This window comes from Nocardioides psychrotolerans, assembly GCF_900113685.1.
Classification (GTDB): domain Bacteria; phylum Actinomycetota; class Actinomycetes; order Propionibacteriales; family Nocardioidaceae; genus Nocardioides; species Nocardioides psychrotolerans.
The window spans coordinates 1-21,008 of the sequence record NZ_FOQG01000034.1; the positions used below are offsets into that span (position 1 = coordinate 1).

At 72.2% G+C, this 21,008-nt stretch carries 24 protein-coding genes; 14 read left to right on the forward strand and 10 right to left on the reverse strand.

Features of this window, described 5'->3' with window-relative positions; genetic code table 11:
* The 3 genes from BM204_RS21760 to BM204_RS21770 all read right to left on the reverse strand — a co-directional run.
* Positions 1-208: hypothetical protein (locus tag BM204_RS21760; RefSeq protein WP_143099881.1), on the reverse strand; the 208-nt coding region annotated here is incomplete at its 3' end.
* A 351-nt stretch (positions 209-559) separates the two neighbouring features.
* Positions 560-898 (reverse strand): hypothetical protein, encoded by a 339-nt coding sequence (locus tag BM204_RS21765; RefSeq protein WP_091117663.1) that lies wholly within the window; start codon positions 896-898, stop codon positions 560-562.
* Between the two features lie 80 nt (positions 899-978).
* Positions 979-2,022, reverse strand: coding sequence for an SGNH/GDSL hydrolase family protein (locus tag BM204_RS21770; protein ID WP_091117665.1), 1,044 nt, complete (start codon positions 2,020-2,022; stop codon positions 979-981).
* A gap of 36 nt (positions 2,023-2,058) precedes the next feature.
* Here BM204_RS21770 and BM204_RS21775 point away from each other — a divergent pair, with 36 nt between their 5' ends.
* From BM204_RS21775 to BM204_RS21795, 5 genes are all read left to right on the forward strand, one after another.
* On the forward strand, positions 2,059-3,471 hold the full coding sequence (locus BM204_RS21775; protein WP_091117667.1) for a cystathionine beta-synthase: 1,413 nt from the start codon (positions 2,059-2,061) through the stop codon (positions 3,469-3,471).
* 123 nt (positions 3,472-3,594) lie between these two features.
* Positions 3,595-4,071, forward strand: a complete 477-nt coding sequence (locus tag BM204_RS21780) for a Zn-ribbon domain-containing OB-fold protein (RefSeq protein WP_091117668.1) — start codon at positions 3,595-3,597, stop codon at positions 4,069-4,071.
* Positions 4,068-5,258: a lipid-transfer protein gene (locus tag BM204_RS21785; RefSeq protein ID WP_091117670.1), complete on the forward strand. Its 1,191-nt coding sequence runs from the start codon at positions 4,068-4,070 to the stop codon at positions 5,256-5,258. The genes BM204_RS21780 and BM204_RS21785 overlap by 4 nt, the downstream gene beginning before the upstream one ends.
* 1 nt (position 5,259) lies before the next feature.
* The gene (locus BM204_RS21790; protein ID WP_091117671.1) at positions 5,260-6,063 is read left to right on the forward strand and encodes an enoyl-CoA hydratase; all 804 of its coding nucleotides are present in this window, start codon (positions 5,260-5,262) and stop codon (positions 6,061-6,063) included.
* Between the two features lie 20 nt (positions 6,064-6,083).
* Entirely contained in the window at positions 6,084-6,932 is an 849-nt protein-coding gene (locus BM204_RS21795) for a hypothetical protein (protein WP_091117673.1), read from the forward strand.
* On the opposite strand, the gene BM204_RS21800 is transcribed toward BM204_RS21795, so the two are convergent.
* The 4 genes from BM204_RS21800 to BM204_RS21815 are packed head-to-tail and all read right to left on the reverse strand — an operon-like array spanning position 6,881 to position 10,059.
* A complete protein-coding gene (locus tag BM204_RS21800) occupies positions 6,881-7,441 on the reverse strand; it encodes a GNAT family N-acetyltransferase (protein ID WP_218031187.1) in 561 nt (186 codons plus the stop codon). The genes BM204_RS21795 and BM204_RS21800 overlap by 52 nt on opposite strands.
* Positions 7,438-7,803 (reverse strand): YchJ family protein, encoded by a 366-nt coding sequence (locus tag BM204_RS21805; protein ID WP_246166212.1) that lies wholly within the window; start codon positions 7,801-7,803, stop codon positions 7,438-7,440. The genes BM204_RS21800 and BM204_RS21805 overlap by 4 nt, the downstream gene beginning before the upstream one ends.
* The gene (locus BM204_RS21810) at positions 7,800-8,645 is read right to left on the reverse strand and encodes an adenylate/guanylate cyclase domain-containing protein (protein ID WP_091117674.1); all 846 of its coding nucleotides are present in this window, start codon (positions 8,643-8,645) and stop codon (positions 7,800-7,802) included. Before BM204_RS21810 ends, BM204_RS21805 begins: the two co-directional genes overlap by 4 nt.
* Before the next feature lie 10 nt (positions 8,646-8,655).
* Positions 8,656-10,059: a WS/DGAT/MGAT family O-acyltransferase gene (locus tag BM204_RS21815; RefSeq protein WP_091117676.1), complete on the reverse strand. Its 1,404-nt coding sequence runs from the start codon at positions 10,057-10,059 to the stop codon at positions 8,656-8,658.
* 121 nt (positions 10,060-10,180) lie between these two features.
* Here BM204_RS21815 and BM204_RS21820 point away from each other — a divergent pair, with 121 nt between their 5' ends.
* The gene (locus tag BM204_RS21820; RefSeq protein ID WP_091117677.1) at positions 10,181-11,575 is read left to right on the forward strand and encodes a magnesium chelatase ATPase subunit I; all 1,395 of its coding nucleotides are present in this window, start codon (positions 10,181-10,183) and stop codon (positions 11,573-11,575) included.
* Complete coding sequence (locus tag BM204_RS21825; protein WP_091117679.1) at positions 11,568-13,610, forward strand: vWA domain-containing protein; 2,043 nt, start codon at positions 11,568-11,570, stop codon at positions 13,608-13,610. The genes BM204_RS21820 and BM204_RS21825 overlap by 8 nt, the downstream gene beginning before the upstream one ends.
* A 61-nt stretch (positions 13,611-13,671) precedes the next feature.
* Here the strand turns inward: BM204_RS21825 and BM204_RS21830 are convergent, their stop codons facing one another.
* Positions 13,672-14,229 carry a TroA family protein gene (locus BM204_RS21830; protein ID WP_091117684.1) on the reverse strand — a complete coding sequence of 186 codons (558 nt, stop codon included), beginning with the start codon at positions 14,227-14,229 and terminating at the stop codon, positions 13,672-13,674.
* 23 nt (positions 14,230-14,252) lie between these two features.
* Between BM204_RS21830 and BM204_RS21835 the strand changes: the two genes are divergently transcribed.
* The 7 genes from BM204_RS21835 to BM204_RS21865 are packed head-to-tail and all read left to right on the forward strand — an operon-like array spanning position 14,253 to position 18,339.
* Positions 14,253-14,903 carry an AzlC family ABC transporter permease gene (locus BM204_RS21835; RefSeq protein ID WP_091117686.1) on the forward strand — a complete coding sequence of 217 codons (651 nt, stop codon included), beginning with the start codon at positions 14,253-14,255 and terminating at the stop codon, positions 14,901-14,903.
* Positions 14,900-15,205, forward strand: a complete 306-nt coding sequence (locus BM204_RS21840) for an AzlD domain-containing protein (RefSeq protein ID WP_091117687.1) — start codon at positions 14,900-14,902, stop codon at positions 15,203-15,205. The genes BM204_RS21835 and BM204_RS21840 overlap by 4 nt, the downstream gene beginning before the upstream one ends.
* Before the next feature lie 10 nt (positions 15,206-15,215).
* Complete coding sequence (locus tag BM204_RS21845; protein WP_091117688.1) at positions 15,216-15,995, forward strand: TSUP family transporter; 780 nt, start codon at positions 15,216-15,218, stop codon at positions 15,993-15,995.
* Positions 15,989-16,651 carry a YigZ family protein gene (locus BM204_RS21850; RefSeq protein ID WP_091117689.1) on the forward strand — a complete coding sequence of 221 codons (663 nt, stop codon included), beginning with the start codon at positions 15,989-15,991 and terminating at the stop codon, positions 16,649-16,651. Before BM204_RS21845 ends, BM204_RS21850 begins: the two co-directional genes overlap by 7 nt.
* The gene (locus BM204_RS21855; protein WP_174813007.1) at positions 16,648-17,046 is read left to right on the forward strand and encodes a pyridoxamine 5'-phosphate oxidase; all 399 of its coding nucleotides are present in this window, start codon (positions 16,648-16,650) and stop codon (positions 17,044-17,046) included. Before BM204_RS21850 ends, BM204_RS21855 begins: the two co-directional genes overlap by 4 nt.
* Positions 17,043-17,792 (forward strand): VOC family protein, encoded by a 750-nt coding sequence (locus BM204_RS21860; protein WP_091117690.1) that lies wholly within the window; start codon positions 17,043-17,045, stop codon positions 17,790-17,792. The genes BM204_RS21855 and BM204_RS21860 overlap by 4 nt, the downstream gene beginning before the upstream one ends.
* A 25-nt stretch (positions 17,793-17,817) precedes the next feature.
* Positions 17,818-18,339, forward strand: a complete 522-nt coding sequence (locus BM204_RS21865; protein WP_091117692.1) for a DinB family protein — start codon at positions 17,818-17,820, stop codon at positions 18,337-18,339.
* A gap of 11 nt (positions 18,340-18,350) precedes the next feature.
* Here BM204_RS21865 and BM204_RS21870 read toward each other — a convergent pair whose 3' ends face one another.
* Positions 18,351-19,688, reverse strand: a complete 1,338-nt coding sequence (locus BM204_RS21870; protein WP_091117697.1) for an ABC1 kinase family protein — start codon at positions 19,686-19,688, stop codon at positions 18,351-18,353.
* A 90-nt stretch (positions 19,689-19,778) separates the two neighbouring features.
* Positions 19,779-20,921, reverse strand: a complete 1,143-nt coding sequence (locus BM204_RS21875; RefSeq protein ID WP_091117699.1) for a CapA family protein — start codon at positions 20,919-20,921, stop codon at positions 19,779-19,781.
* Between the last annotated feature and the right edge of the window lie 87 nt (positions 20,922-21,008).

Below are 21,008 nucleotides of genomic sequence, written 5' to 3' on the forward strand. Positions count from 1 at the left end.
ACTCGAGGACCCAGGGGGCGCCGTCGCCGGCGAGGGGGATGCCGTGGTCACCGAAGGAGGCTGCGTCTTCGTCGTCGGTCTGATGGATCACACACCAGTCGATGATCGACTGGACGATCTCGATCTCGGCCTGATCGCGGGTTGCCCGGCCTGCGCGGACGGCCGTCAGCACGCTGGTGCTGTCGTCGCCTCTGGGCTGCTCGGTCATAGGAACAGTCAAGCCGTGACCACCGACAGTGGGCCCCGTTCCGGGGCCTCAGATCCCACCTGATGAGATGACAAACGAAACTTTCTTCGAGATATCTTCCGGCCCCTTGAGCTGGGGTCACGGGTCGGCTCACGTGGTCTCGACGTGCCCTCGGGGGCGCTCGCCAGGGCGGTCTCGAGGCGGCCTCGCCGGGGCTCGGCCGGCTCGACCACCAGAGACTTCACGTCGACCACCGGCGCCAGGATCGACCACCGAGAGTCGGAGGCAGGACGACTACTGAGCGGGGAAGGTCTGCGCGCTGGACCCACGGGAGGCCCTGGATGACGGCCAAGGTCTCGTCGATATCGGGCGTCAGGACCGTCGGCCGACGAGGTCGAGCGGGGCAGCAGTGCGGTCGAGCGCGGTTGCCGAGAGGTTGACCTGGTCGACGAGCAGCGAGGGGTCGGGTGGCCCAGCCCCGGTCGCCGCTGCGGCCCGGGGCGCGGTGCCGCCGACGACGCGGTGGCCGGACGCGGTGAGGTCGGCGAGACGGACGAGGGCCAGAACGAGCGGCAGCCTCTCCTGGCGCGGCCCGATCTCGTCGGTGACCACGCACAGTGCGTGGTCGAGGGCCGGCGCAGGCAGGCGGCGGCTCGCCACGGCGTCGTACGCCGATCCCAGCAGCGTGAGCAGGTCGTCCGAGGCCGTCATGGGTCCCAGCCTCCCCCTCGGGAGCGGCGATGAGCCAGGAAAAATCGCACACCCGCTCGATGAACGCCGAGGTCCGAGCGTCAGGCAGTGGCCACTGTGTCGCCGGGGCCGTCGACGGCCTCGTCCTCGGCGTCGGGACCCTCGCCCGCGGCCTGCGGACGACGGCGACGGTGCCGCAGCTCGACCCAGAGCCCACGCACACCAGCGCGGTTGCCGGCAACCTCGGTGCCGCCCAGCTCGGTGCCCGGTGTGTTGACGGCCTGCACGGCGGCAGCGGCGATCGGCATGATGCCCTCGCCACGGTAGGCCTCGGGCAGGGCCTCGTCGTCGGGCGCGAGCCCGAGCGCGGCCAGTGCCGACGGCAGCAGCACGTTGGCCAGGGCCTGGTAGCCCTCGGCCGACGGGTGGAACTGGTCGGGTCCGAAGAGCAGCGCGGGTGCGGCGAGGAACTCCGGGCCCAGGATCGAGCCGAGGGAGACCGTGCGGCCGCCTTCCTTGATGACCGCGATGGTCTGCGCCGCCGCGAGACGCCGCGACCAGGCGCGCGCGACCTGCTTGAGCGGTGGCGGCATCGGCTTGATGGTGCCCAGGTCGGGGCACGTGCCGACGACGACCTGCACGCCGGCCTCGGCCAGACGACGTACGCCCTCGGAGAGGTGGCGCACCGACTGGGACGGCAGGACGGCGTGGGTGACGTCGTTGGCGCCGATGAGGATGATCGCCACGTCGGGCTCGATCGCGAGGGCGCGGTCGATCTGCCCACCGAGACTGGAGGACTCGGCGCCGACGACGCAGAACTCGCGCAGGTAGACGCGGCGGTCGGCGTGCTCGGCGACGCCGTTGGCGAGCACGGCACCCGGGGTCTCGGTCACCAGGTCGACGCCGTAGCCGGCGGCGCTGGAGTCGCCGAGGAGCGCGATCTTGAGCGCCGGACCGGGTCGGCCGCGGCCATACCAGCCCGTCGCCTCGGGCGGCCGCTCGTCGCTGGTCCGTCCGATCGCCTTGCGCGCGACCTTGGCCTCGACCTTCATGACACCGAAGAGCCCGGCGCCCAGGACGGACAGACCTCCACCGCCGTATGCCGCGGCGGAGGCCAACTTTCTGGCGGCTCCGGCTTTCCCCACGCGCGACACTCTACGAAAGGGCCTTAAGGTCGTCGTGTGCAGTACGTGAACAGTGTCCTCGACCTGATCGGCAACACCCCGCTCGTGCGCCTGTCGCGCACCCTGGACCTGCCGGGGGGAGGTGGCGACGGCACAGCCGCCGAGGGTGGTCCGCTGGTGCTCGCCAAGATCGAGTACCTCAACCCCGGTGGGTCCGTGAAGGACCGCATCGCCACGCGGATGATCGAGGCGGCCGAGGCGTCCGGCGCCCTGCAGCCCGGCGGCACGATCGTGGAGCCGACGTCCGGCAACACCGGCGTCGGGCTCGCGATGGTGGCGCAGCAGAAGGGCTACAAGTGCGTCTTCGTGTGCCCCGACAAGGTCTCGGTCGACAAGCGCAACGTGCTCAAGGCCTACGGCGCCGAGGTCGTGGTCTGCCCGACCGCCGTCGCGCCGGAGCACCCCGACTCCTACTACAACGTCTCCGACCGCCTCGCCGCGCAGCCCGGCGCGTGGAAGCCCGACCAGTACTCCAACCCCCACAACCCGCGCTCGCACTACGAGACCACCGGTCCCGAGATCTGGGCGCAGACCGAGGGCCGCATCACCCACTTCGTGTGCGGCATGGGCACCGGCGGCACGATCAGCGGCGTCGGTCGCTTCCTGAAGGAACAGAACTCTGACATCCAGGTGATCGGCGCCGACCCGGCAGGCTCGGTCTACTCCGGCGGCACCGGTCGGCCCTACCTCGTCGAGGGCGTCGGCGAGGACTTCTGGCCCGAGACCTACGACCGCACCGTCGCCGACCGCGTCATCGAGGTCTCCGACGCCGACTCCTTCGCCTTCACCCGCCGCCTGGCCCGCGAGGAGGCGCTGCTCGTGGGCGGTTCCTGCGGCATGGCCGCCTGGGCTGCGCGCCTGCTCGCCCAGGAGCTCGCCGGCACGCCGGAGGGCGTCGCCGCCGTGATCGTCGTGCTCCTCCCCGACTCGGGTCGTGGCTACCTCACCAAGATCTTCAACGACGAGTGGCTCGCGCAGTACGGCTTCTCCAGCGGGCAGGCGCACGCCCAGACCGTCGGCGAGGTGCTGCGCGGCAAGGCCGGCCAGCTGCCCGAGCTGGTCCACACGCACCCGAGCGAGACCATCGCCGAGGCCGTCGCCATCCTCCAGGAGTACGGCGTGTCCCAGATGCCCGTGGTCCGCGCGGAGCCGCCGATCGTCGCCGCGGAGGTCGCGGGCTCGGTCTCCGAGCGCACGCTGCTCGAGGCACTCTTCGCCGGTTCGGCCAAGCTGACCGACCCGGTCGAGGACCACATGTCCCCGGCGCTGCCCACGATCGGCTCGACCGAGGACGCCCGCGACGCGGTCGGCCTGCTCGAGTCGGCCGACGCGGTGCTGGTCCACGAGGACGGCAAGCCGGTCGGCGTGCTCACCCGTCAGGACCTGCTGGCCTTCCTCGCCCGCGGCTGACCTGGGGTCGCCCCCGCGCACACAGCCGAAGCCGCCACGCGCAGCGCCCGAGGGGCGGCCGCGCTCGACCGACGTACGCCGTCGGTGCCATGATGAGAACCTGTTCTAGTTTCAGGAGCTTCCATGACCCAGACGTCGACCCCCGCCATCGAGGGCTGGTTCACGACCGGTGACGAGCCGGCACTGATCGGGTCGCGCTGCACCGCGTGCACGACGGTCTTCTTCCCGCGCACCGCCGGGTTCTGCGGCAACCCCGCCTGCTCGGGGGAGGAGTTCGAGGACGTCGAGCTGTCTCGCCGGGGCCGCATCTGGTCCTACACGGACGCGCAGTACCAACCCCCGCCGCCCTACGTCCCCACCCACGCCGAGGGCGAGGCCTACGTGCCGTTCGCGCTCGCCGCGGTCGAGCTGGCCGAGGGCATCACGGTCCTGGGCCAGGTGGCCGCCGGCTACGGCGTCGACGACCTCCGGGTCGGGGACGAGGTCGAGATGGTCGTGGAGACGCTCTACGCCGACGAGACCGGCGACCGGCTGATCTGGCGCTGGCTCCCCCTGAACTCGGGGCCGGTCGTCGAGCTCGGACAGGAGTCCGACGCATGAGCAACGACGTCGCGGTCCTCGGCGTGGGCATGCACCCCTGGGGCAAGTGGGGCAAGAACTTCGTGACCTACGGCGTGCACGCCGCGCGCGCCGCGCTGGCCGACGCCGACATTCCGTGGACCGACGTCGACCTGATCGTCGGCGGCGAGACGGTGCGCAACGGCTACGGCGGCTACGTCGCCGGCGCGACCTTCGCCCAGGCCCTGGGGTGGAACGGCGCCCGCGTCGCCACGTCGTACGCCGCCTGCGCCACCGGCGCCCAGGCGCTGGACACCGCGCGAGCCCGCATCCTCGCGGGGCTCTGCGACGTGGCACTGGTCGTCGGCTCCGACACCACTCCCAAGGGCTTCTTGGCGCCCAACGCCGGCGAACGCTGGGACGATCCTGACTGGCTTCGCTTCCGGCTGCTCGGCATGACCAACCCGGCCTACTTCGCGCTCTATGCGCGTCGGCGGATGGACCTCTACGGCGCCACGCAGGCCGACTTCGCGCAGGTGAAGGTCAAGAACGCCAAGCACGGGCTGGCCAACCCCAACGCGCGTTACCGCAAGGAGGTCAGCGTGGCGGACGTCCTCGGCTCCGCCGTCGTCTCCGATCCCCTGCACCTGCTCGACATCTGCGCGACCTCCGACGGCGCCGCAGCCGTCGTCCTCACCAGCGTCGACTACGCCCGCAAGCACGGCATCGCCGCGCCAGTGAGGGTCAAGGCGGTCTCGACGGTCACGCCGACCTTCCCCAACACCGTCATGGACATGCCCAACCTCTCGACCGACTCCAGCGCCGTCGCCGGCGTCCCCGAGCGCACGTTCAAGGAGTCGATCGCCCACGCCGCCTACGAGGAGGCCGGCATCGGGCCCGAGGACGTCAGCCTCGCGGAGGTCTACGACCTGTCCACGGCCCTCGAGCTCGACTGGATCGAGGACCTCGCGCTCTGCAAGCGCGGCGAGGCCGAGGCCCTGCTGCGCGCCGGCGACACGACGATCGGCGGCCGCATCCCGGTCAACCCCTCCGGAGGCCTGGCCTGCTTCGGCGAGGCGGTCCCCGCACAGGCGCTGGCCCAGGTCTGTGAGGTCACCTGGCAGCTGCGGGGCCAGGCGACGGGCCGCCAGGTCGAGGGCGCCCGCGTGGGCATCACCGCCAACCAGGGCCTCTTCGGCCACGGTTCCTCGGTCCTGCTGTCGGTGTGAGATGACCTATGTCGAGGTGTCGCGGCCGGACCCCCGGGTCGCGGTGGTCACGCTCAACCGCCCCGAGCGGATGAACGCGATGTCCTTCGACGTGATGGTGCCCTTTCGCGACGCCCTGCTCGAGGTGGGTGCCGACACCGGGGTGCGGGCCGTGGTGATCACCGGTGCCGGCAACGGCTTCTGCTCGGGCGCCGACCAGGAGTCCGCCGGTGTGCCACCGGGCCTCGAGGGGCTCCCGCCGCCGGCCTACGCGCTTCGGGCGATGCAGCTGCTCGAGGACGTCGTGCTCACGATCCGCCGGCTCCCGCAGCCGGTGGTCGCGGCCGTCAACGGCGCCGCGATCGGTGGCGGCCTGTGCCTCGCGCTCGCCTGCGACCTACGACTGGCCGCCCCGACGGCCTACTTCCGGGCGGCCGGGATCAACAACGGCCTGACCGCCAGCGAGCTGGGCCTCAGCTTCCTGCTGCCGCGCGCGATCGGGTCGACGCGGGCGGCCGACCTGATGCTCACGGGTCGTGACGTGCACGCCGACGAGGCGGAGCGGATCGGGCTGGTGAGCAGCGTTCACGACGACGTCGTGGCGGCAGCGGTCACGACGGGCGAGCGGATCGCCCGGCTCTCCCAGCCCGGCATCGAGCTGACCAAGAAATCGCTCCAGGCCGGGATGGCGTCCTCCTCGCTCGAGGCGCACCTGACCTCCGAGGGCCTGGGTCAGCTCTACCTGCGGCTGCTGACCGACAACTTCGAGGAAGCCACGCTCGCCCGCCGGGAGGGCCGCGAGCCGGTCTTCCGCGATCGCCGCTGACGAGCACTAACCTGGCCGACGTGACGCCCGCGTCAGCTGAGCTCCCGGCACGACCCTCCGCGGAGGTGCTCGACCTCTTCGCCGTGCCCGAGGCCGTCGAGCCGCTGCCCGGCGGGCAGGGCCGCAGCGTGCGGGCCGGTGACCTGGTCCTCTCGCCCGACCGCGACCCGGACGTCCTGGTCTGGCTCAACCCCGCCCTGGCCCGCCTCGCCGTCCGCCTCGACGAGCGGCCCGGCCGCAGCCTGCGCGACCTTCGCATCGCGATGCCGGTGCCGGCGCGCGACGGGTCGTGGTCGGTCGGTGGATGGGGCGCCAGTCGCTTCGAGCCCGGCACCGTCGCCTGCGACGACCTCGCGGTGCTCGCCGCCACCGCCCACGTCCTGCACGCCGAGCTCGCGGTCGCCGTGCCACAGCGTCCCGACGGGCTGGACGACCGCGAGGATCGCTGGGCGCGGGCCGAGCGGCAGGCCTTCGGCGAGCAGCCGCTGATCACCGCGGCCGGCCCCGGCGCCACCCTCGCCGCCCGGCTGCACGAGGCCCTCCGGCCCGTCGACCTCGGACCCGACCAGCTCGTCCACGCCGACCTCGCCGGCAACGTCCTCCTCGACGCCTACGGCGCCCCCGTCGTCATCGACGTCGCCCCGGCCTGGCGGCCGGTGCGCTGGGCCGAGGCTGTCTGCGCGCTCGACGCGGTGATGTGGTTCGGAGCGCCGCTCGACGCCCTCAGCGCCTGGTCACAGGGGGTGCCTCGTCAGGCGATCCTGCGTGCCGCCCTCTTCCGGGTCCTGGCCGATGCCCTCGACGTGGACGTCGCGGCCTACGAGCGGGCGCTCGGCCCGGTGCTGGTCGCCGGGCCTGGCGGTGGGTAGGCCGACGGATAGGGCGGCAGGGCCATCAGGAGGAGGTCCGGGACGCCCTCGCCCAGCCACGCGAAGCGCTCCGTCCCGATCTCGACCCAGCCGCGGTCCCGGTAGAGCCGGACCGCCGCCTCGTGGACCGGCACGACGTCGAGCACCGGCACCTCGCCCCGTCCGCGGATCCAGGCGACTGCCGTGTCGAGCAGCAGCGCACCCACACCTTGACGGCGCACCGCCAGGGCTGTGAAGAGGACCGAGACCATCCCGAAGCCGGTGGCGCCCGTCGCGGCCGCGAAGCGCGGCACCAGCTCCTCGGGGTCGCCCACGCTGACGTGACCGACGACCGCACCGTCCAGCTCGGCGACCCAGGCGCGCCGCTCGGAGGAGCGCACCAGGAACTCCTCGGCGGGGACGGGCAGCGGCCAGCGGACCGGGTAGGAGGACACAGCCTGCTGCTCGGCGAGCAGCTCGACCAGGCGAGCGACGTCGGCGTCCCGCCGCTCGCGCACCACGATGCTCACGGCGTCTCGCCCACGTAGACCCAGCGACCGCCCCGCCGCTCGAAGAGGCTGCGCTCGTGCCGCTGCCCGGCCACGCCGGCGCGTGAGTACGACGCCACGAACTCCACCCAGTCCTCGCCGGACCCCAGGATCTCCAGACCCGTCCACGTCAGCGACGGGTCCGGCTCGAGGTCGTCGGGGCGGGTGCGCGGGTGCCACGTGCGGAACACGTGGTCGAGGTCACCCACGGCGTAGGCCGCGTAGCGCGAGCGCATCAGCTCCAACGCCGTCTCGGCCTGCGCGGCCTGGCGGTGCAGGCGACCGCAGCACGCGTCGTACGTCTGGGTGCTGGCGCACGGGCACTCCCGCTGCAGCCGGCTCACAGGGTCGCTCGACGTCGCTCGACGCGGTAGAGGTCGTGGCGCCCGGGCAGGCCGCGCAGCTCGACGTCGGCGGCCTTGAACAGCATGACGGCCGCGTCGTCGTCGAGCGCGCTGAGGACCGCGCTGCTGGCCAGGACCTCGCCACCCACGGCCTTGTCGGCGACGCGGGCGGCCATCGCGACGTTGCGGCCGAAGTAATCGCCGTCTCGGCTGACGACCGTGCCGGTGTGGATGCCGATGCGCACGCGCACGGGGCGTAGCCGCAGGTCGAGGCTGCGTCCCAGGTCCTTCTGGATCCCCAGGGCGGCGCGGCAGGCTGCCTCGGCGTCTCGGAAGGCGACCATGAAGCCGTCACCGGCGGTCTTGACGACCTGCCCGCGGTAGCGGTCGACCCGTGAGCGCACCAGCTGGTCGTGGGCGGCCAGGAGCCTGACCCAGGCAGCATCGCCGAGCTTGTCGTTGAGCGAGGTGGAGCCTTCGATGTCGGAGAAGAGCAGCGTCACGGTGCCGTCGGCGGCGGCCAGGTTGACGATCTCGGTGCGCTCGTCGGCCGCCCAGCTCGTCAGGTCCTCGAGCGAGCGCTCTAGGAGACCGGCGATGCCGTGCTCCCGCACCCGGGTGGCGGTCTCGAACACCCGTCGTACGGCGCGCTCGGTCGCGGTCGATGCCGGCCGGGGGCGCAACGCGGCGTCCAGGTCGGCCTCCAGCTGGGCGGAGCGCCCCTGCTCGGCCGCGAGGTCGGCGCGGGCATCCGACAGGCGCTGGACAACCACCACGAGGACGGCGCCCAGCGCCAGCGTGAGCACGCAGAGGAGGACGACGAGGACGGACAGCAGGCTCATGGCAGCAGGCTCATGGCACGAGCGCAGCCTCGAGTCGCTCGAGCTCCTCCCCGGCGTAGACCGCGATCTTCTGCAGGCTCGGGACGGAGTCGCGACACCCGGTGAAGCCGATGTTGAACTCCCCGTCGTAGGACACGGCCGTGATGTTGAGCGCCTGGCCGTTGAAGAGCAGGCTGACGGGGTAGATCTCCTCCATGCGCGAGCCGTCGAGGTAGCGTGCCTCAGCAGGGCCCGGCACGTTGGAGATGACGACGTTGGAGGCCGGGCGCGTGCGGCCGCCGGTGCCGAGGATCGCCTCGCTCATGACGGGCAGCATCAGCGCCAAGGTGTAGGTGTCCATGGCGGCGCCGCTGACCCGGGGCAGGCGCGCCTTGCCCAAACGCATCGACTCCCGGATGGCAGCGATCCGCTCGACCGGGTCGTCGATGTCGGTGCCCAGGGTGGAGTAGAGGAAGGTGATCGCGTTGCCGACCGACGCCCCGGTGCCCTCGCGCACCGACACGGGCACGTTGGCGATCAACGTCTTGTCAGGCAGCTTGTCCTGCTCGCTCAGGTAGCGGCGCAGCGCACCTCCGCAGAGCGTGAGGAAGACATCGTTGAGGCTGGCGTCGGCAGCCTTCGCGATCGTGCGCAACCGGTCGATCGAGTAGTGCTGGGTGGCGAAGCGGCGCGGGGTGTGGATGCGGCCGTTGAAGATCGACTTGGGTGCGCGGAAAGGCGCAGCCTGGCCCTCGTCGCGACGACCCGTGACGGTCTCGGCGTAGGTCTTGCCCAGCGAGCCGACCACGGCCGCGCCACCGCGCAGACCACCCACCAGGGCGCCGGCCAGACCGCCGCCCGACGACGGCACGGCGACCTCCTCGGAGGTGGTGCGGATGATGCCGGACTGGTCGGGGCCCCGGGTCCCGACGGCCCACGGCGGCAGCATGTCGCGCGCTGCCGGGTCGGCCGAGAGGATGCGCCGCAGGAGACGGATGCCGCCGACGCCGTCGACCTGCGAGTGGTGGGCCTTGATGTAGAGCGACCAGCGGTCCTCCTCGAGGCCCTCGATGACGTGGCACTCCCACAGGGGGTAGCGACGATCCATCTTGGCGGAGTGCAGCCGGGAGACCAGGACGCCCAGCTCGCGCTGGGAGCCCGGGGCCGGCAGCGCGGAGTGACGCAGGTGGTAGTCCAGGTCGATCGCGTCGTGCGGCAGCTCGACCCAGCTGGGCACCGGCGTCTTCTTGAACAGGTAGTTGAAGGGTGGGGCGAACTCCTGGACCTCGCGCCACTGGGCCACCAGGTCCGCGACGAAGGTCGGTCGGTCCTCCGGCACACGGAAGGTCGCCAGCATGCCGACCTGCATCGGTGTCCGGTGGCTCTCCGCGAACAACCAGGCCGAGTCGTTCACCGCCAGCAGCTTGCGCCTCATGTCACTCCTCTGGACTCTCTCCCGCCGTGACCCTAGAGCACAGGTCCTCCCCGTGGCAGCCGTCTTGAGGAGCGCTCCAGGAGCCTGCTCCACGTTGCGGCCGGGGCGTAGGTTCGGGGACGTGACTTCCTCTTCGGCTCCCACCATCTCCACCGTCGGCGAGCTGCGTGCGTCGGGCCACGTCGCCAGGACCCTGCGCGCCGAGATCCGCGAGAACCTGCTCTCCGCCCTGGCCGAGGGCCGCGACCCGTGGCCCGGCCTGCACGGCTTCGGCACGACGGTCATCCCGCAGCTGGAGCGGGCGTTGATCGCCGGTCACGACATCGTGCTCCTGGGTGAGCGCGGTCAGGGCAAGACCCGGCTGCTGCGCACCCTGGTCGGCCTCCTCGACGAGTGGACCCCGGTCATCGCCGGGTCCGAGCTCGGTGAGCACCCGTTCGACCCCGTCACCACCGCCTCCGTACGACGAGCAGGAGAGCTCGGCGACGACCTCCCGGTCGCCTGGCGTCACCGCGACGAGCGCTACGCCGAGAAGCTCGCGACCCCTGACACCTCGGTGGCCGACCTGATCGGCGACGTCGACCCGATGAAGGTCGCGGAGGGCCGCTCGCTGGGCGACCTCGAGACCATCCACTTCGGGCTGATCCCGCGCAGCCACCGCGGCATCGTCGCGATCAACGAGCTGCCCGACCTCGCCGAGCGGATCCAGGTCGCGATGCTCAACGTGATGGAGGAGCGCGACATCCAGATCCGCGGCTACGTGCTGCGGCTGCCGCTCGACGTGCTCGTCGTGGCCAGCGCCAACCCCGAGGACTACACCAACCGCGGGCGCATCATCACCCCCCTGAAGGACCGCTTCGGCGCCGAGATCCGCACCCACTACCCGCTCGAGCTCGACTCCGAGATCGCGGTCATCCGCCAGGAGGCCGAGCTGGTCGCGGAGGTCCCTGACTACCTCGTGGAGATCTTGGCCCGCTTCACCCGCAACCTGCGCGACTCCTCCTCGGTCGACCAGCGCTCCGGCGTCTCGGCCCGCTTCGCGATCGCCGGCGCCGAGACCATCGCGGCCGCGGCGCTCCACCGCGCGACCGTGCAGGGCGAGGACGAGGCCGTCGCCCGCGTCGTCGACCTCGAGACGGCGGTCGACGTGCTCGGCGGCAAGATCGAGTTCGAGTCGGGCGAGGAGGGCCGTGAGGACGAGATCCTCACCCACCTGCTGCGCACCGCCACTGCCGAGACCGTCCGGGCGCACTTCCGCGGGCTCGACTTCGAGCTCCTCGTCGACGCGATCGAGTCCGGCTCGATGGTCACCACCGGCGAGCAGGTCACCGCCCGCGACTTCCTCACCGGCCTGCCGGTGCTCGGGGAGTCCGAGCTCTACGACGAGATCTGCGACCGCCTCGGCGCCACCAACGACGGCCAGCGCGCCGGTGCGATCGAGCTGGCCCTCGAGGGGCTCTATCTCGGCCGCAAGATCAGCAAGGACTCCGACGGCTCCGAGACGATCTATGGCTAGGCTCCGCCGCGCGTCGCGCTACGGCAAGTACGCCGGCGGCGACCCCCTCGCCCCACCGGTCGACATCGCCGAGGCCCTCGACGCCATCGGCGAGGACGTCATGGCGGGCTACAGCCCCGAGCGGGCGATGCGAGAGTTCCTGCGCCGTGGCGGCCAGGACCGGCAAGGCCTCGACGACCTGGCGCGACGGGTGGCGGAGAAGCGCCGCGAGCTGCTCCAGAAGCACAACCTCGACGGCACCCTGGCCGAGGTGAAGGAGCTGCTCGACAAGGCGGTGCTCGAGGAGCGCAAGCAGCTGGCCCGCGACGCGATGATGGACGACGCCGACCGCGCCTTCGCCGAGATGCGCCTGGAGAACCTCCCGACCTCGACCTCGGCGGCCGTGCAGGAGCTCGGCGACTACGACTGGCAGAGCCGTGAGGCCCGCGAGGACTACGAGAAGATCAAGGACCTCCTCGGCCGCGAGATGCTCGACCAGCGGTTCGCCGGGATGAAGCAGGCCCTGGAGAGCGCCACCGACGAGGACCGCGCGGCGATTAACGAGATGCTCCAGGACCTCAACGGCCTGCTGGAGAAGCACTCCCGCGGGGAGGACACCGACTCCGACTTCTCCGAATTCATGGACAAGCACGGCGACTTCTTCCCGGAGAACCCCGCGAACATCGACGAGCTGCTCGACTCGCTCGCGCAGCGCGCGGCGGCGGCCCAGCGGATGCGCAACTCGATGACCCAGGAGCAGCGCGACGAGCTCGACGCCCTGGCCTCGCAGGCCTTCGGCTCACCCGAGCTGATGCAGTCGCTCTCCCAGCTCGACGGCAACCTCCAGGCGCTGCGACCCGGTGAGGACTGGGGCGGCTCCGAGCGCTTCGACGGCGAGCAGGGGTTGGGTCTCGGCGACGGCACCGGCGTGCTGCAGGACCTCGCCGACCTCGACGCGCTCTCCGACCAGCTCTCCCAGTCCTACGGCGGCGCCCGCCTGGACGACGTCGACCTCGAGGCCCTCTCGCGCCAGCTCGGCGACCAGGCGGCCGTCGATGCGCGCACCCTCAAGGAGCTCGAGAAGGCGCTGCGCGACAGCGGCACCCTGCGCCGCGACTCCAGCGGCCAGCTCAAGCTCACGCCCAAGGCGATGCGCCAGCTCGGCAAGGCGCTGCTCAAGGACGTCGCCGACAAGATGTCGGGCCGCCAGGGACAGCGCGACCTGCGCCAGGCCGGTGCGGCAGGGGAGCGGTCGGGCGCGACCCGTGAGTGGGCCTTCGGCGACACCGAGCCCTGGGACGTGACGCGCACGATCACCAACGCCGTGCAGCGCACGGTCTCCGAGGGCGGTGACCCCCGCTCCGGCGTACGCCTCCAGGTCAGCGACGTCGAGGTCACCGAGACCGAGGCCCGCACGCAGGCCTGCGTCGCGCTGCTGGTCGACACGTCGTTCTCGATGGCGATGGACGGCCGCTGGGTGCCGATGAAGCGCACCGCGTTGGCGCTGCACACGCTGATCAAGTCGCGCTTCCGCGGCGACGCGCTCCAGATGATCGCCTTCGGCCGGCACGCGCAGGTCATGGACATCGAGGAGCTCACCGGCCTCGACGCCCAGTGGGACAAGGGCACCAACCTCCACCACGCCCTGCTGCTCGCCAACCGCCACTTCCGCAAGCACCCCAACGCCCAGCCGGTGCTGCTGATCGTCACCGACGGTGAGCCGACGTCCCACCTCGAGCCGGACGGCCAGGTCTACTTCTCCTACCCGCCGCACCCGCTCACCGTCGCCTACGCCGTGCGTGAGCTCGACGCCTCGATGCGCCTCGGTGCGCACACGACCTTCTTCCGCCTCGGCGAGGACCCCGGCCTCGCCCGCTTCATCGAGTCGATGGCCAAGCGCGTCGACGGCAACGTCGTGGCGCCCGAGCTCGACGACCTGGGGGCAGCCGTCGTCGGCTCCTACCTCGGCTCCCGCGGTGGGCAGAGCCCGGTGGGCGACATCCGCAACGCCTACGGCGACTGGTTCGGCGGCCGCGGGTTCTGGGTCGGCGACTGACCCGTGCTCGTCGAGTGACACGGAATGCATGATCTGGGGTCGCCCGGACGTGCTCTACGCGTCACTCGACGCCAGCAACCCCGCCCAGCACCCCCGCCAGCACCACCACCCGCGGGCGGTCTCCGTCCCGCGCGGCGACCGACGCCGACACGGCGGCGAGGCGCGCCCGCAGCGAGGCGACCAGCGCCTCGGCTTCCGTCGTACGACGGGTCGCGGCGCCGAGTGCCTCGACGGACGCGAGCACCTCCTCGAGCGTGTGCGGGTCGCACGTCAGGACCTCGGCCGTGCACCCGAGGTGGCGCAACGCGTCGTCGACGACGCTCACGTCGACCGCGCACACCGCGCACAGGTCCTGGGTGACGACGAGGTCGGCGTCGAGCCCTCCCAGCGCGCCGGCGTCGAGCCGGTAGAGGTCCTCACCGCGCGCCACCGCCCCCACCACGAAGGCGTCGATCTCGGCCGGGGTGAGGCCCTCGGGCATCGTCGTGGTCGACACGATCGTGCGGGTGCGGGCCTCGGCCGGGGTGTCGCACTCGAAGGTCACGCCGACCACCTCGGGGCCGGCGCCGAGCGCGAAGAGGATCTCGGTGGTCGACGGGAGCAATGACACGATGCGCACGCCGTCACCTTAGGGTCGGGCAGGTGGACGAGGCGTTTCGACGGGGGCTGAGGCTCGGGCTCCCGTTCTCCCTCGTCGCGTTCCTGCTGTCGCTCTCCTTCGGGGTCCTGGCGGTGCAGGCCGGGTTCTCGCCGCTGCAGGCGATCGTCATGTCGGCCGTCGTACACGCCGGCTCGGCCCAGGTCGCCGCGGTCGCGATCATCGCGGGTGGTGGCGGCGTCGTGCCCGGGATCGCCGCGGGTGGCCTGATGAACGCGCGCTTCCTCGCCATGGGCATCGCCCTGGCCCCCTCGCTGCCGGGAGGACCGCTCAGCCGAGGACTCCAGGGCCAGACCGTCGTCGATCCCTCCTGGGTGCTGGCCAACCGGGGCGACGGCACGTTCGACCGCTGGCAGCTCTTCGGCTCGACGGTCCCGCAGTACGTCGGGTGGGTCTCCGGCACCGTCGTCGGCGCTTTCGCCGGTGATGTCGTCGGTGACACCGACCGCTTCGGGCTCGACGCGGTCTTCCCCACGTTCTTCCTGGCGCTGCTCCTCGTCGAGCTGCGCGACCCACGCACCCGCCGGGTCGCGCTCGCCGGGGCGGTCATCGCGCTGGCGCTGGTGCCGTTCGCACCACCGGGGATCCCGATCCTGGTCGCCGGCATCGCGGCGCTCGTGGGGCTGCGGCGATGACGATCTGGCTCCTCATCGCGGGCACGGCCGTCCTCACCGTGCTGATCAAGGCAGCAGGTCCGGTCGTGCTGGGCGGCCGTGAGCTGCCGGCGCGGGTGATGGGCGTCATCGCGCTGACCCCGCCGGTGCTCCTCGCCGCCCTCGTCGTCACCTCCGCGCTGGCCGACGGCCAACGGCTTCAGGTCGACGCGAGCACGGCGGGCGTCGCGGTGGGCGGGCTGCTGCTGTGGCGTCGTCGGTCGCTGGTGCTCGCCGTGGTCGCCGCCGTCGTCGTGACCGCCTCCCTGAGGGCCCTGGGATGAGGGGCGCGGCATGAGCGACCCGACCCTCACCGTGCTCCTGCTGCTCGGGCTGGCCGCCCTCGGAGCCGGCTTCGTCGACGCCGTGGTGGGTGGGGGCGGGCTCGTCCAGCTGCCGGCCCTGCTCCTCGGCCTCCCGAACGCCAGTCCGGTGCAGATCCTCGCGACCAACAAGCTCGCGTCGTTCTGCGGCACCACGGTGAGCTCGGCGACGTACTACCGCCGGGTCAGGCCCGACCCGCGCACCTTCCTCCCGCTGATGGCGCTGGCGTTCCTCGGTGCCGCGCTGGGGGCCGGGATCGCCTTCCTCATCCCACGCTCGGCGTTCGACCCGATCGTCCTGGTCGTCCTGGTGGCGGTGGGTGCCTACGTCCTCTTCAAGCCCGAGATCGGCACGACCACGGTGCTCCGCTTCACCGGCCGGCGCCACACGGCTGCCGCGATGGCCACCGGCCTGGCCGTCGGCTTCTACGACGGCGCGCTCGGCCCCGGCACCGGGAGCTTCTTCGTGTTCCTCCTGGTCGGCCTGCTCGGCTACAACTTCCTCGAGGGCTCCGCCAAGGCACGGCTGGCCAACTGGGCCACCAACCTGGGCGCGCTCGTGGTCTTCGTCCCGCAGGGCGTCGTCCTGTGGGACGTCGCCCTGGTCATGGGAGCCGCCAACCTGGTGGGTGGCTACCTCGGCGCCCGCCTCGCCGTGGCCCGCGGGGCCGGCTTCGTGCGCGTCTTCTTCATCGTGGTCGTCTCCGCGTTCATCGTGCGGATCGGCGGCGAGGTGGTGGGCCTGTGGTGACCTCCTCCTACCGCACGCCGCGCCGCGACGCCGAGGCCGAGATCGAGGTCCGGCGCTCCCGCTTCCTGTGCACCATCGTGCGGGTCGAGGACGAGGCCGCCGCGCGGGCCGTCGTCGACCGGCTCCGCAAGGAGCACCACGACGCCCGCCACCACTGCTCGGCGTTCGTCCTGGGTCCCGACGCCGCCGTGGAGCGGTCCAACGACGACGGCGAGCCGTCCGGCACCGCCGGGGCGCCGATGCTCGAGGTGCTCCGCGGTGCGGCCCTCTCCGACGTGGTCGCGGTGGTGACGCGCTGGTTCGGCGGGACGCTGCTCGGCGCCGGCGGCCTGGTCCGGGCTTACGGTGACGCGGTGCGCGCCGGCCTCGACGCGGCGGGCGCCCAGCGTCGCGACCTGCTCCAGGAGCTGCTGCTCGAGGTGGGGCACACCGACGCCGGCCACGTGGAGAGCGCGCTGCGCACGCGCGGCATCGCCGTGCTCGGCAGCGACTACGCCGCAGCGGTGACGTTGCGCCTGGGCGTCGCGCCCGCCGACGTACCCCGGCTGCACGCCCTCGTCGCAGAGCTGACCTCCGGCGCGGCCCTCGCTACTCCCGCGGGCGAACGCTGGGTGGACACAGGGATGGACAGCGGGCTGGATAGCCTCGGGTCATGAGCATCCCCGTGGACGTCGCAGACCTGGCCCGAGCACTCGACGACTTCGGTGCCGGCTATCTGCTGAGCACGTCGGCCGACGGGCGAGTCAAGGCCGTCACCATCGAGCGCGAGGTCGTCGACGGCGCGCTGCTCGTCACGGGTCCGGGCCGCGGCTCGTGCGCCAACGTCACCGGGCAGCCGTCGGTCACCGCACTCTTCCCGCCGTTGGAGTCGCGCGGCTTCACGCTCCTGGTCGACGGCACGGCCGAGGTCGTCGGCGAGGACGTGCGGCTCACGCCGACCTCCGCGGTCCTGCACCGGCCGGCGTCGCACTTCGACGGTCCTGCCGCGCCTGGCGCCAGTGGCCATGTCAGCGGCCATGACTGCGGACACGACTGCGCGCCGGTGACGTGACCCCCTTCTGGGTCTCGGCGTTCCTCGACCTTGCCGCGCCGGACTGCGAGCGCGGGCTCGCGTTCTGGTCCGCCGTGACGGGCTACGACGTGTCGCAGCGACGTGGCGCCACGGACGAGTTCGCGACGCTGGTGCCGCCCGACGGCGACGACTTCCTGCGGGTGCAGCGCCGCGACGTGGGGCCCAGCCGGATCCACCTCGACCTGCACGCGACCGACCCGGGTGCGTCGAGCGAGCACGCGGTGGCGCTGGGCGCCGTGGTCGTGCACCGCTCCGAGCACGGTTACGTCGTGCTGACGTCGCCGGCCGGGCTGACCTTCTGCTTCGTGAGCCACCCGGCGGGCACGCGCCCGCGACCGGCCCCGTGGCCGTTTGGTGGCCGCAGCCTGGTCGACCAGGTGTGTCTCGACGTTGCGGCCGGCGCCTACGAGCGGGAGTGGGCGTTCTGGCGCGACGTGACCGGCTGGGAGCTGGTCGGCTCGTCGTTCGAGGAGCTGCACTCGCTGGTCCGACCCGCCGGACAGCCGCTGCGCTTCCTGCTCCAGCGCACCGACGACCCACCCGGCACCCCGGCTCGGATCCACCTCGACCTCGCGACCTCGGATCGTCCTGATGAGACGGCTCGGCACGTGGCGCTCGGCGCCCGCGTCCTGGCGACCCACTCCCGCTGGACGGTGCTCGCCGACCCCGGCGGCTCGTCGTACTGCCTGACGGACCGCGACCTCGAAACCGGGCTGCTGCCCTGACGGGGATGCCCTAACGTCTCGTGTCATGGACCTCGAGCAGCGCGGCTATCCCCCCAACAACGCCGACGAGCGCACGACGCTGCTGGCCTTCCTCGACTGGCACCGGAACACGTTCCGGATCAAGATCGCCGGTCTCGACGCGCAGCAGCTCGACACCCCGCACGCGCCGAGCGACATGACCCTCGGCGGCATGGCCAAGCACCTGGCCTACGTGGAGAACTGGTGGGTGCGCCGGATCATGGGAGGCCACGACGACGAGCCGTGGACCTCGGTCGACTGGGAGGCAGACGGCGACTGGGACTGGCACAGCGCCGTCCACGACACCCCCGCGCAGCTGCGCGACCTCTTCGACGCCGAGGTCGACAAGGCCGACGCCGTGATCGCCTCGATGACCAGCCTCGACACGGAGTCGAAGCACACGAGCGGGCGCACCGGCGGCCACTTCAACCTGCGCTGGGTGCTGGTCCACCTGGTCGAGGAGTATGCCCGCCACAACGGCCACGCCGACCTGATCCGCGAGTCGATCGACGGTGCGGTCGGGCAGTAGGTCGCGAGCCCTCAGGCCGGGTCGGCGAAACCGGGCAGGTGCTCGGTGAGGATCTCGTTGAAGGCGACCTCGGCCTCGAGCTGGCTGAGCACACCGATGCCGCCCATCCAGGTGCGGTGGATGAGCATGTAGGACGGCGGCAGGTTGAGCTTGATCGCGATCGTGTAGCTCGGCTCCTTGGGGTTGTTGATGCGCTGGAACTGCGCGCGCATCCACTCCCGGGTGAAGCGGAAACGCTCGACCATCGTCGGCTCGACGAGGGGGGAGAGGTAGTCGACCAGCAGGTCGGCGTCGATCTTGATCTTGTCCTTGAGGAAGCCGCCACGACGCAGCTCGGCGATGAGCTGCTCCTTGTCCTCCAGCGCCGTGAGCCGGATCAGCGTGCCCATCTCGGCGGGGAACGTGCCGCCCGGCAGGCGGGCGACGGCGCCGAAGTCGAGCACGCCCATGCGCCCCGGGGAGCCGTCCTTCGCGGGGATGATGCGGAAGTTGCCGGGGTGCGGGTCGGCGTGGAGCATCCCGGTGCGGCTGGGGCCCTCGAAGAGGAAGCGCACCAGCAGGTCGCCGTAGTGGTCGCGCTCCTCGGTCGTGCCCTCCTTGATGATCCGGGCCAGCGAGGAGTCGGAGTCGAGCCATTCGGTGATCAGCACCGCCTCGCCCTGGGCGACGACGTCGGGGATGACGATGTCGGGGTCGTCGGCGAACACCTTCGCGAACGCACGCTGTGCCTCGGCCTCGAGGCGGTAGTCGAGCTCGTCCTCGGCGCGGGCCTGGACCTCCTCGACCAGCGGCTTGATGTCGATGCCGGGGAAGCGCGGCCCGATGGTCCTGGCGAGCCGCGCGAGCTGGCGCAGGTCGGCGCGCAGGGCATCCCCGGCGCCGGGGTACTGCACCTTGACCGCCACCTCGCGACCGTCGTGCCAACGCCCCTTGTGGACCTGGCCGATCGACGCGGCGGCGGTCGGACCGCCGTCCAGCCAGACCAGCTGCTTCGGCCAGTCGGGGCCGAGGTCGCGGGTGAGGATGTCGCGCACGGTCTGGGTCGGCATCGGTGGCGCCGAGTCCTGGAGCTTGGTGAGCTGCTCGCGGTAGGGCCCCGCCATCTCCTCGGGCAGCGCCGCCTCGAACACCGACAGCGCCTGGCCGAACTTCATCGCCCCGCCCTTGAGCTCACCCAGCGTGCGGAAGAGCTGCTCGGCCGTGCGGGCCTGGATGTCGCTCATCACGGCCTCGGCTGGTGCGCCACCCAGCCGGCGACCAAATCCCACCGCGCTGCGACCCGCGAAGCCCAGCGGGAGGGCGGCCAGTCGGGCCGTGCGCGCTGCTGCCTTGCGGGGGAGGTCGACCATGGCCCCATTGTTCCAGGGGGTGCCGCATCCGGCGCGCGGTCTGCATGGATCCCCGGCTGCCGACATTCGGCGTGAGCTCGTCGCGCTGGATCAGCCGACGAAGCCCGCGCAGGCCCTCAGCGAGGCCAGCTCGGCGTCGAAGCCGGCCGCGTCGGGTCCGGTGAGCGGCGAGGGGAGGCCGTCCGCGCTGATCGAGGCCGGCTCCCAGACGGCGTCGATCACCCGCGCCTGACCCGTGCGCGCCACCGCGGGGCGCAGTGTCAGCGTGAGCACCCCGGTCAGCTCGGTGGGGGTGTACCAGGCGTAGTTGCCCAACCCGTAGGCCACGTAGCCCCTGCCCAGCGGCCCGTCGCCCTGCAACCCGTGGGTGTGGCTGCCCGCCACGACATCAGCCCCTGCCCCGACCAAGGATCGCGCCAGGGACCGCTGGTCCTCGCTCGGACAGCGCTCGCCCTGGATGCCCCAGTGCAGGTAGACCACGACGACGTCCGCGGTCCGGTCGGCCGCGGCGACGGCCCGCAGCAGCCTCGCCGGGTCGGCGAGGGCGTCGGCGGTGCCGGGGGAGTCTGCCGTCGCGGCCCACTGCCCCGTGGGGTCGGCGGTCGGGTCCTGGTCGGCCACGGTCGCGCCGATCGTGGCCACGACCGTGTCGCCGACGTCGACGAACGCCGGGGTGAAGGCCCCGTCCACGTCTCGCCCGATCCCGACGACGCGCAACGGCGAGGGCCCTCTAGCGGCGCGGTCCACGGCCGCAAACATCCCCGGCAACGGCTCGCGGCCGAAGTCGAGCGCGTGGTTGTTGGCCATCGTCGCCACGTCGATCCCGGCCGCCGCCAGGGCAGCGAACGCGCTCGTAGGAGCCTGGAACGGATAACGCTTGCCGGGCTCGGGCATCCCACCGAGCCCGACGGACGTCTCGAGGTTGACGATCGCCACGTCGGCGGCCGTCAACGTCGACGTCATCGGTGCCAGCGCGGTCGCCGGGTCGGCCAGCCGGCCCCGCAGGACACCCTCGAAGTGGATGTCGCCCGCCAGCGCGATCGTCACCGACCCCGGGGGCTCCGGCGGGGGCTCAGGGCTCGCAGTCGGCTCGAGCGGAGGCGACGGGGAGGCGATCGCTGACGGCGACCGTCCGTCGTACGACGGCTGGGCCGATGGCTCCTCGGACGTGCACGCGGTGCCCGCGAGCAGGATGATCGCGATCGCAGCGCGATGGCTCCGCCGGTGTGCCATCGCACGACCCTAGTCCGGAGAGACATGCTCGCTAGGGGCGCTATCCGCTGGTCAACCATGTGATGGTCGACGCCGAGCGGGGGGGGG

What these genes read in the sequence shown, in the direction of transcription:
- BM204_RS21815 (WP_091117676.1), bottom strand. Translation starts at nt 10,059, where the DNA reads ATGAGGCGCAAGCTGCTGGCGGTGAACGACTCGGCCTGGTTGTTCGCG.
- BM204_RS21855 (WP_174813007.1), top strand. Translation starts at nt 16,648, where the DNA reads ATGAGCATCCCCGTGGACGTCGCAGACCTGGCCCGAGCACTCGACGAC.
- BM204_RS21785 (WP_091117670.1), top strand. Translation starts at nt 4,068, where the DNA reads ATGAGCAACGACGTCGCGGTCCTCGGCGTGGGCATGCACCCCTGGGGC.
- BM204_RS21875 (WP_091117699.1), bottom strand. Translation starts at nt 20,921, where the DNA reads ATGGCACACCGGCGGAGCCATCGCGCTGCGATCGCGATCATCCTGCTC.
- BM204_RS21870 (WP_091117697.1), bottom strand. Translation starts at nt 19,688, where the DNA reads ATGGTCGACCTCCCCCGCAAGGCAGCAGCGCGCACGGCCCGACTGGCC.
- BM204_RS21825 (WP_091117679.1), top strand. Translation starts at nt 11,568, where the DNA reads ATGGCTAGGCTCCGCCGCGCGTCGCGCTACGGCAAGTACGCCGGCGGC.
- BM204_RS21780 (WP_091117668.1), top strand. Translation starts at nt 3,595, where the DNA reads ATGACCCAGACGTCGACCCCCGCCATCGAGGGCTGGTTCACGACCGGT.
- BM204_RS21790 (WP_091117671.1), top strand. Translation starts at nt 5,260, where the DNA reads ATGACCTATGTCGAGGTGTCGCGGCCGGACCCCCGGGTCGCGGTGGTC.
- BM204_RS21865 (WP_091117692.1), top strand. Translation starts at nt 17,818, where the DNA reads ATGGACCTCGAGCAGCGCGGCTATCCCCCCAACAACGCCGACGAGCGC.
- BM204_RS21840 (WP_091117687.1), top strand. Translation starts at nt 14,900, where the DNA reads ATGACGATCTGGCTCCTCATCGCGGGCACGGCCGTCCTCACCGTGCTG.
- BM204_RS21810 (WP_091117674.1), bottom strand. Translation starts at nt 8,645, where the DNA reads ATGAGCCTGCTGTCCGTCCTCGTCGTCCTCCTCTGCGTGCTCACGCTG.
- BM204_RS21845 (WP_091117688.1), top strand. Translation starts at nt 15,216, where the DNA reads ATGAGCGACCCGACCCTCACCGTGCTCCTGCTGCTCGGGCTGGCCGCC.
- BM204_RS21765 (WP_091117663.1), bottom strand. Translation starts at nt 898, where the DNA reads ATGACGGCCTCGGACGACCTGCTCACGCTGCTGGGATCGGCGTACGAC.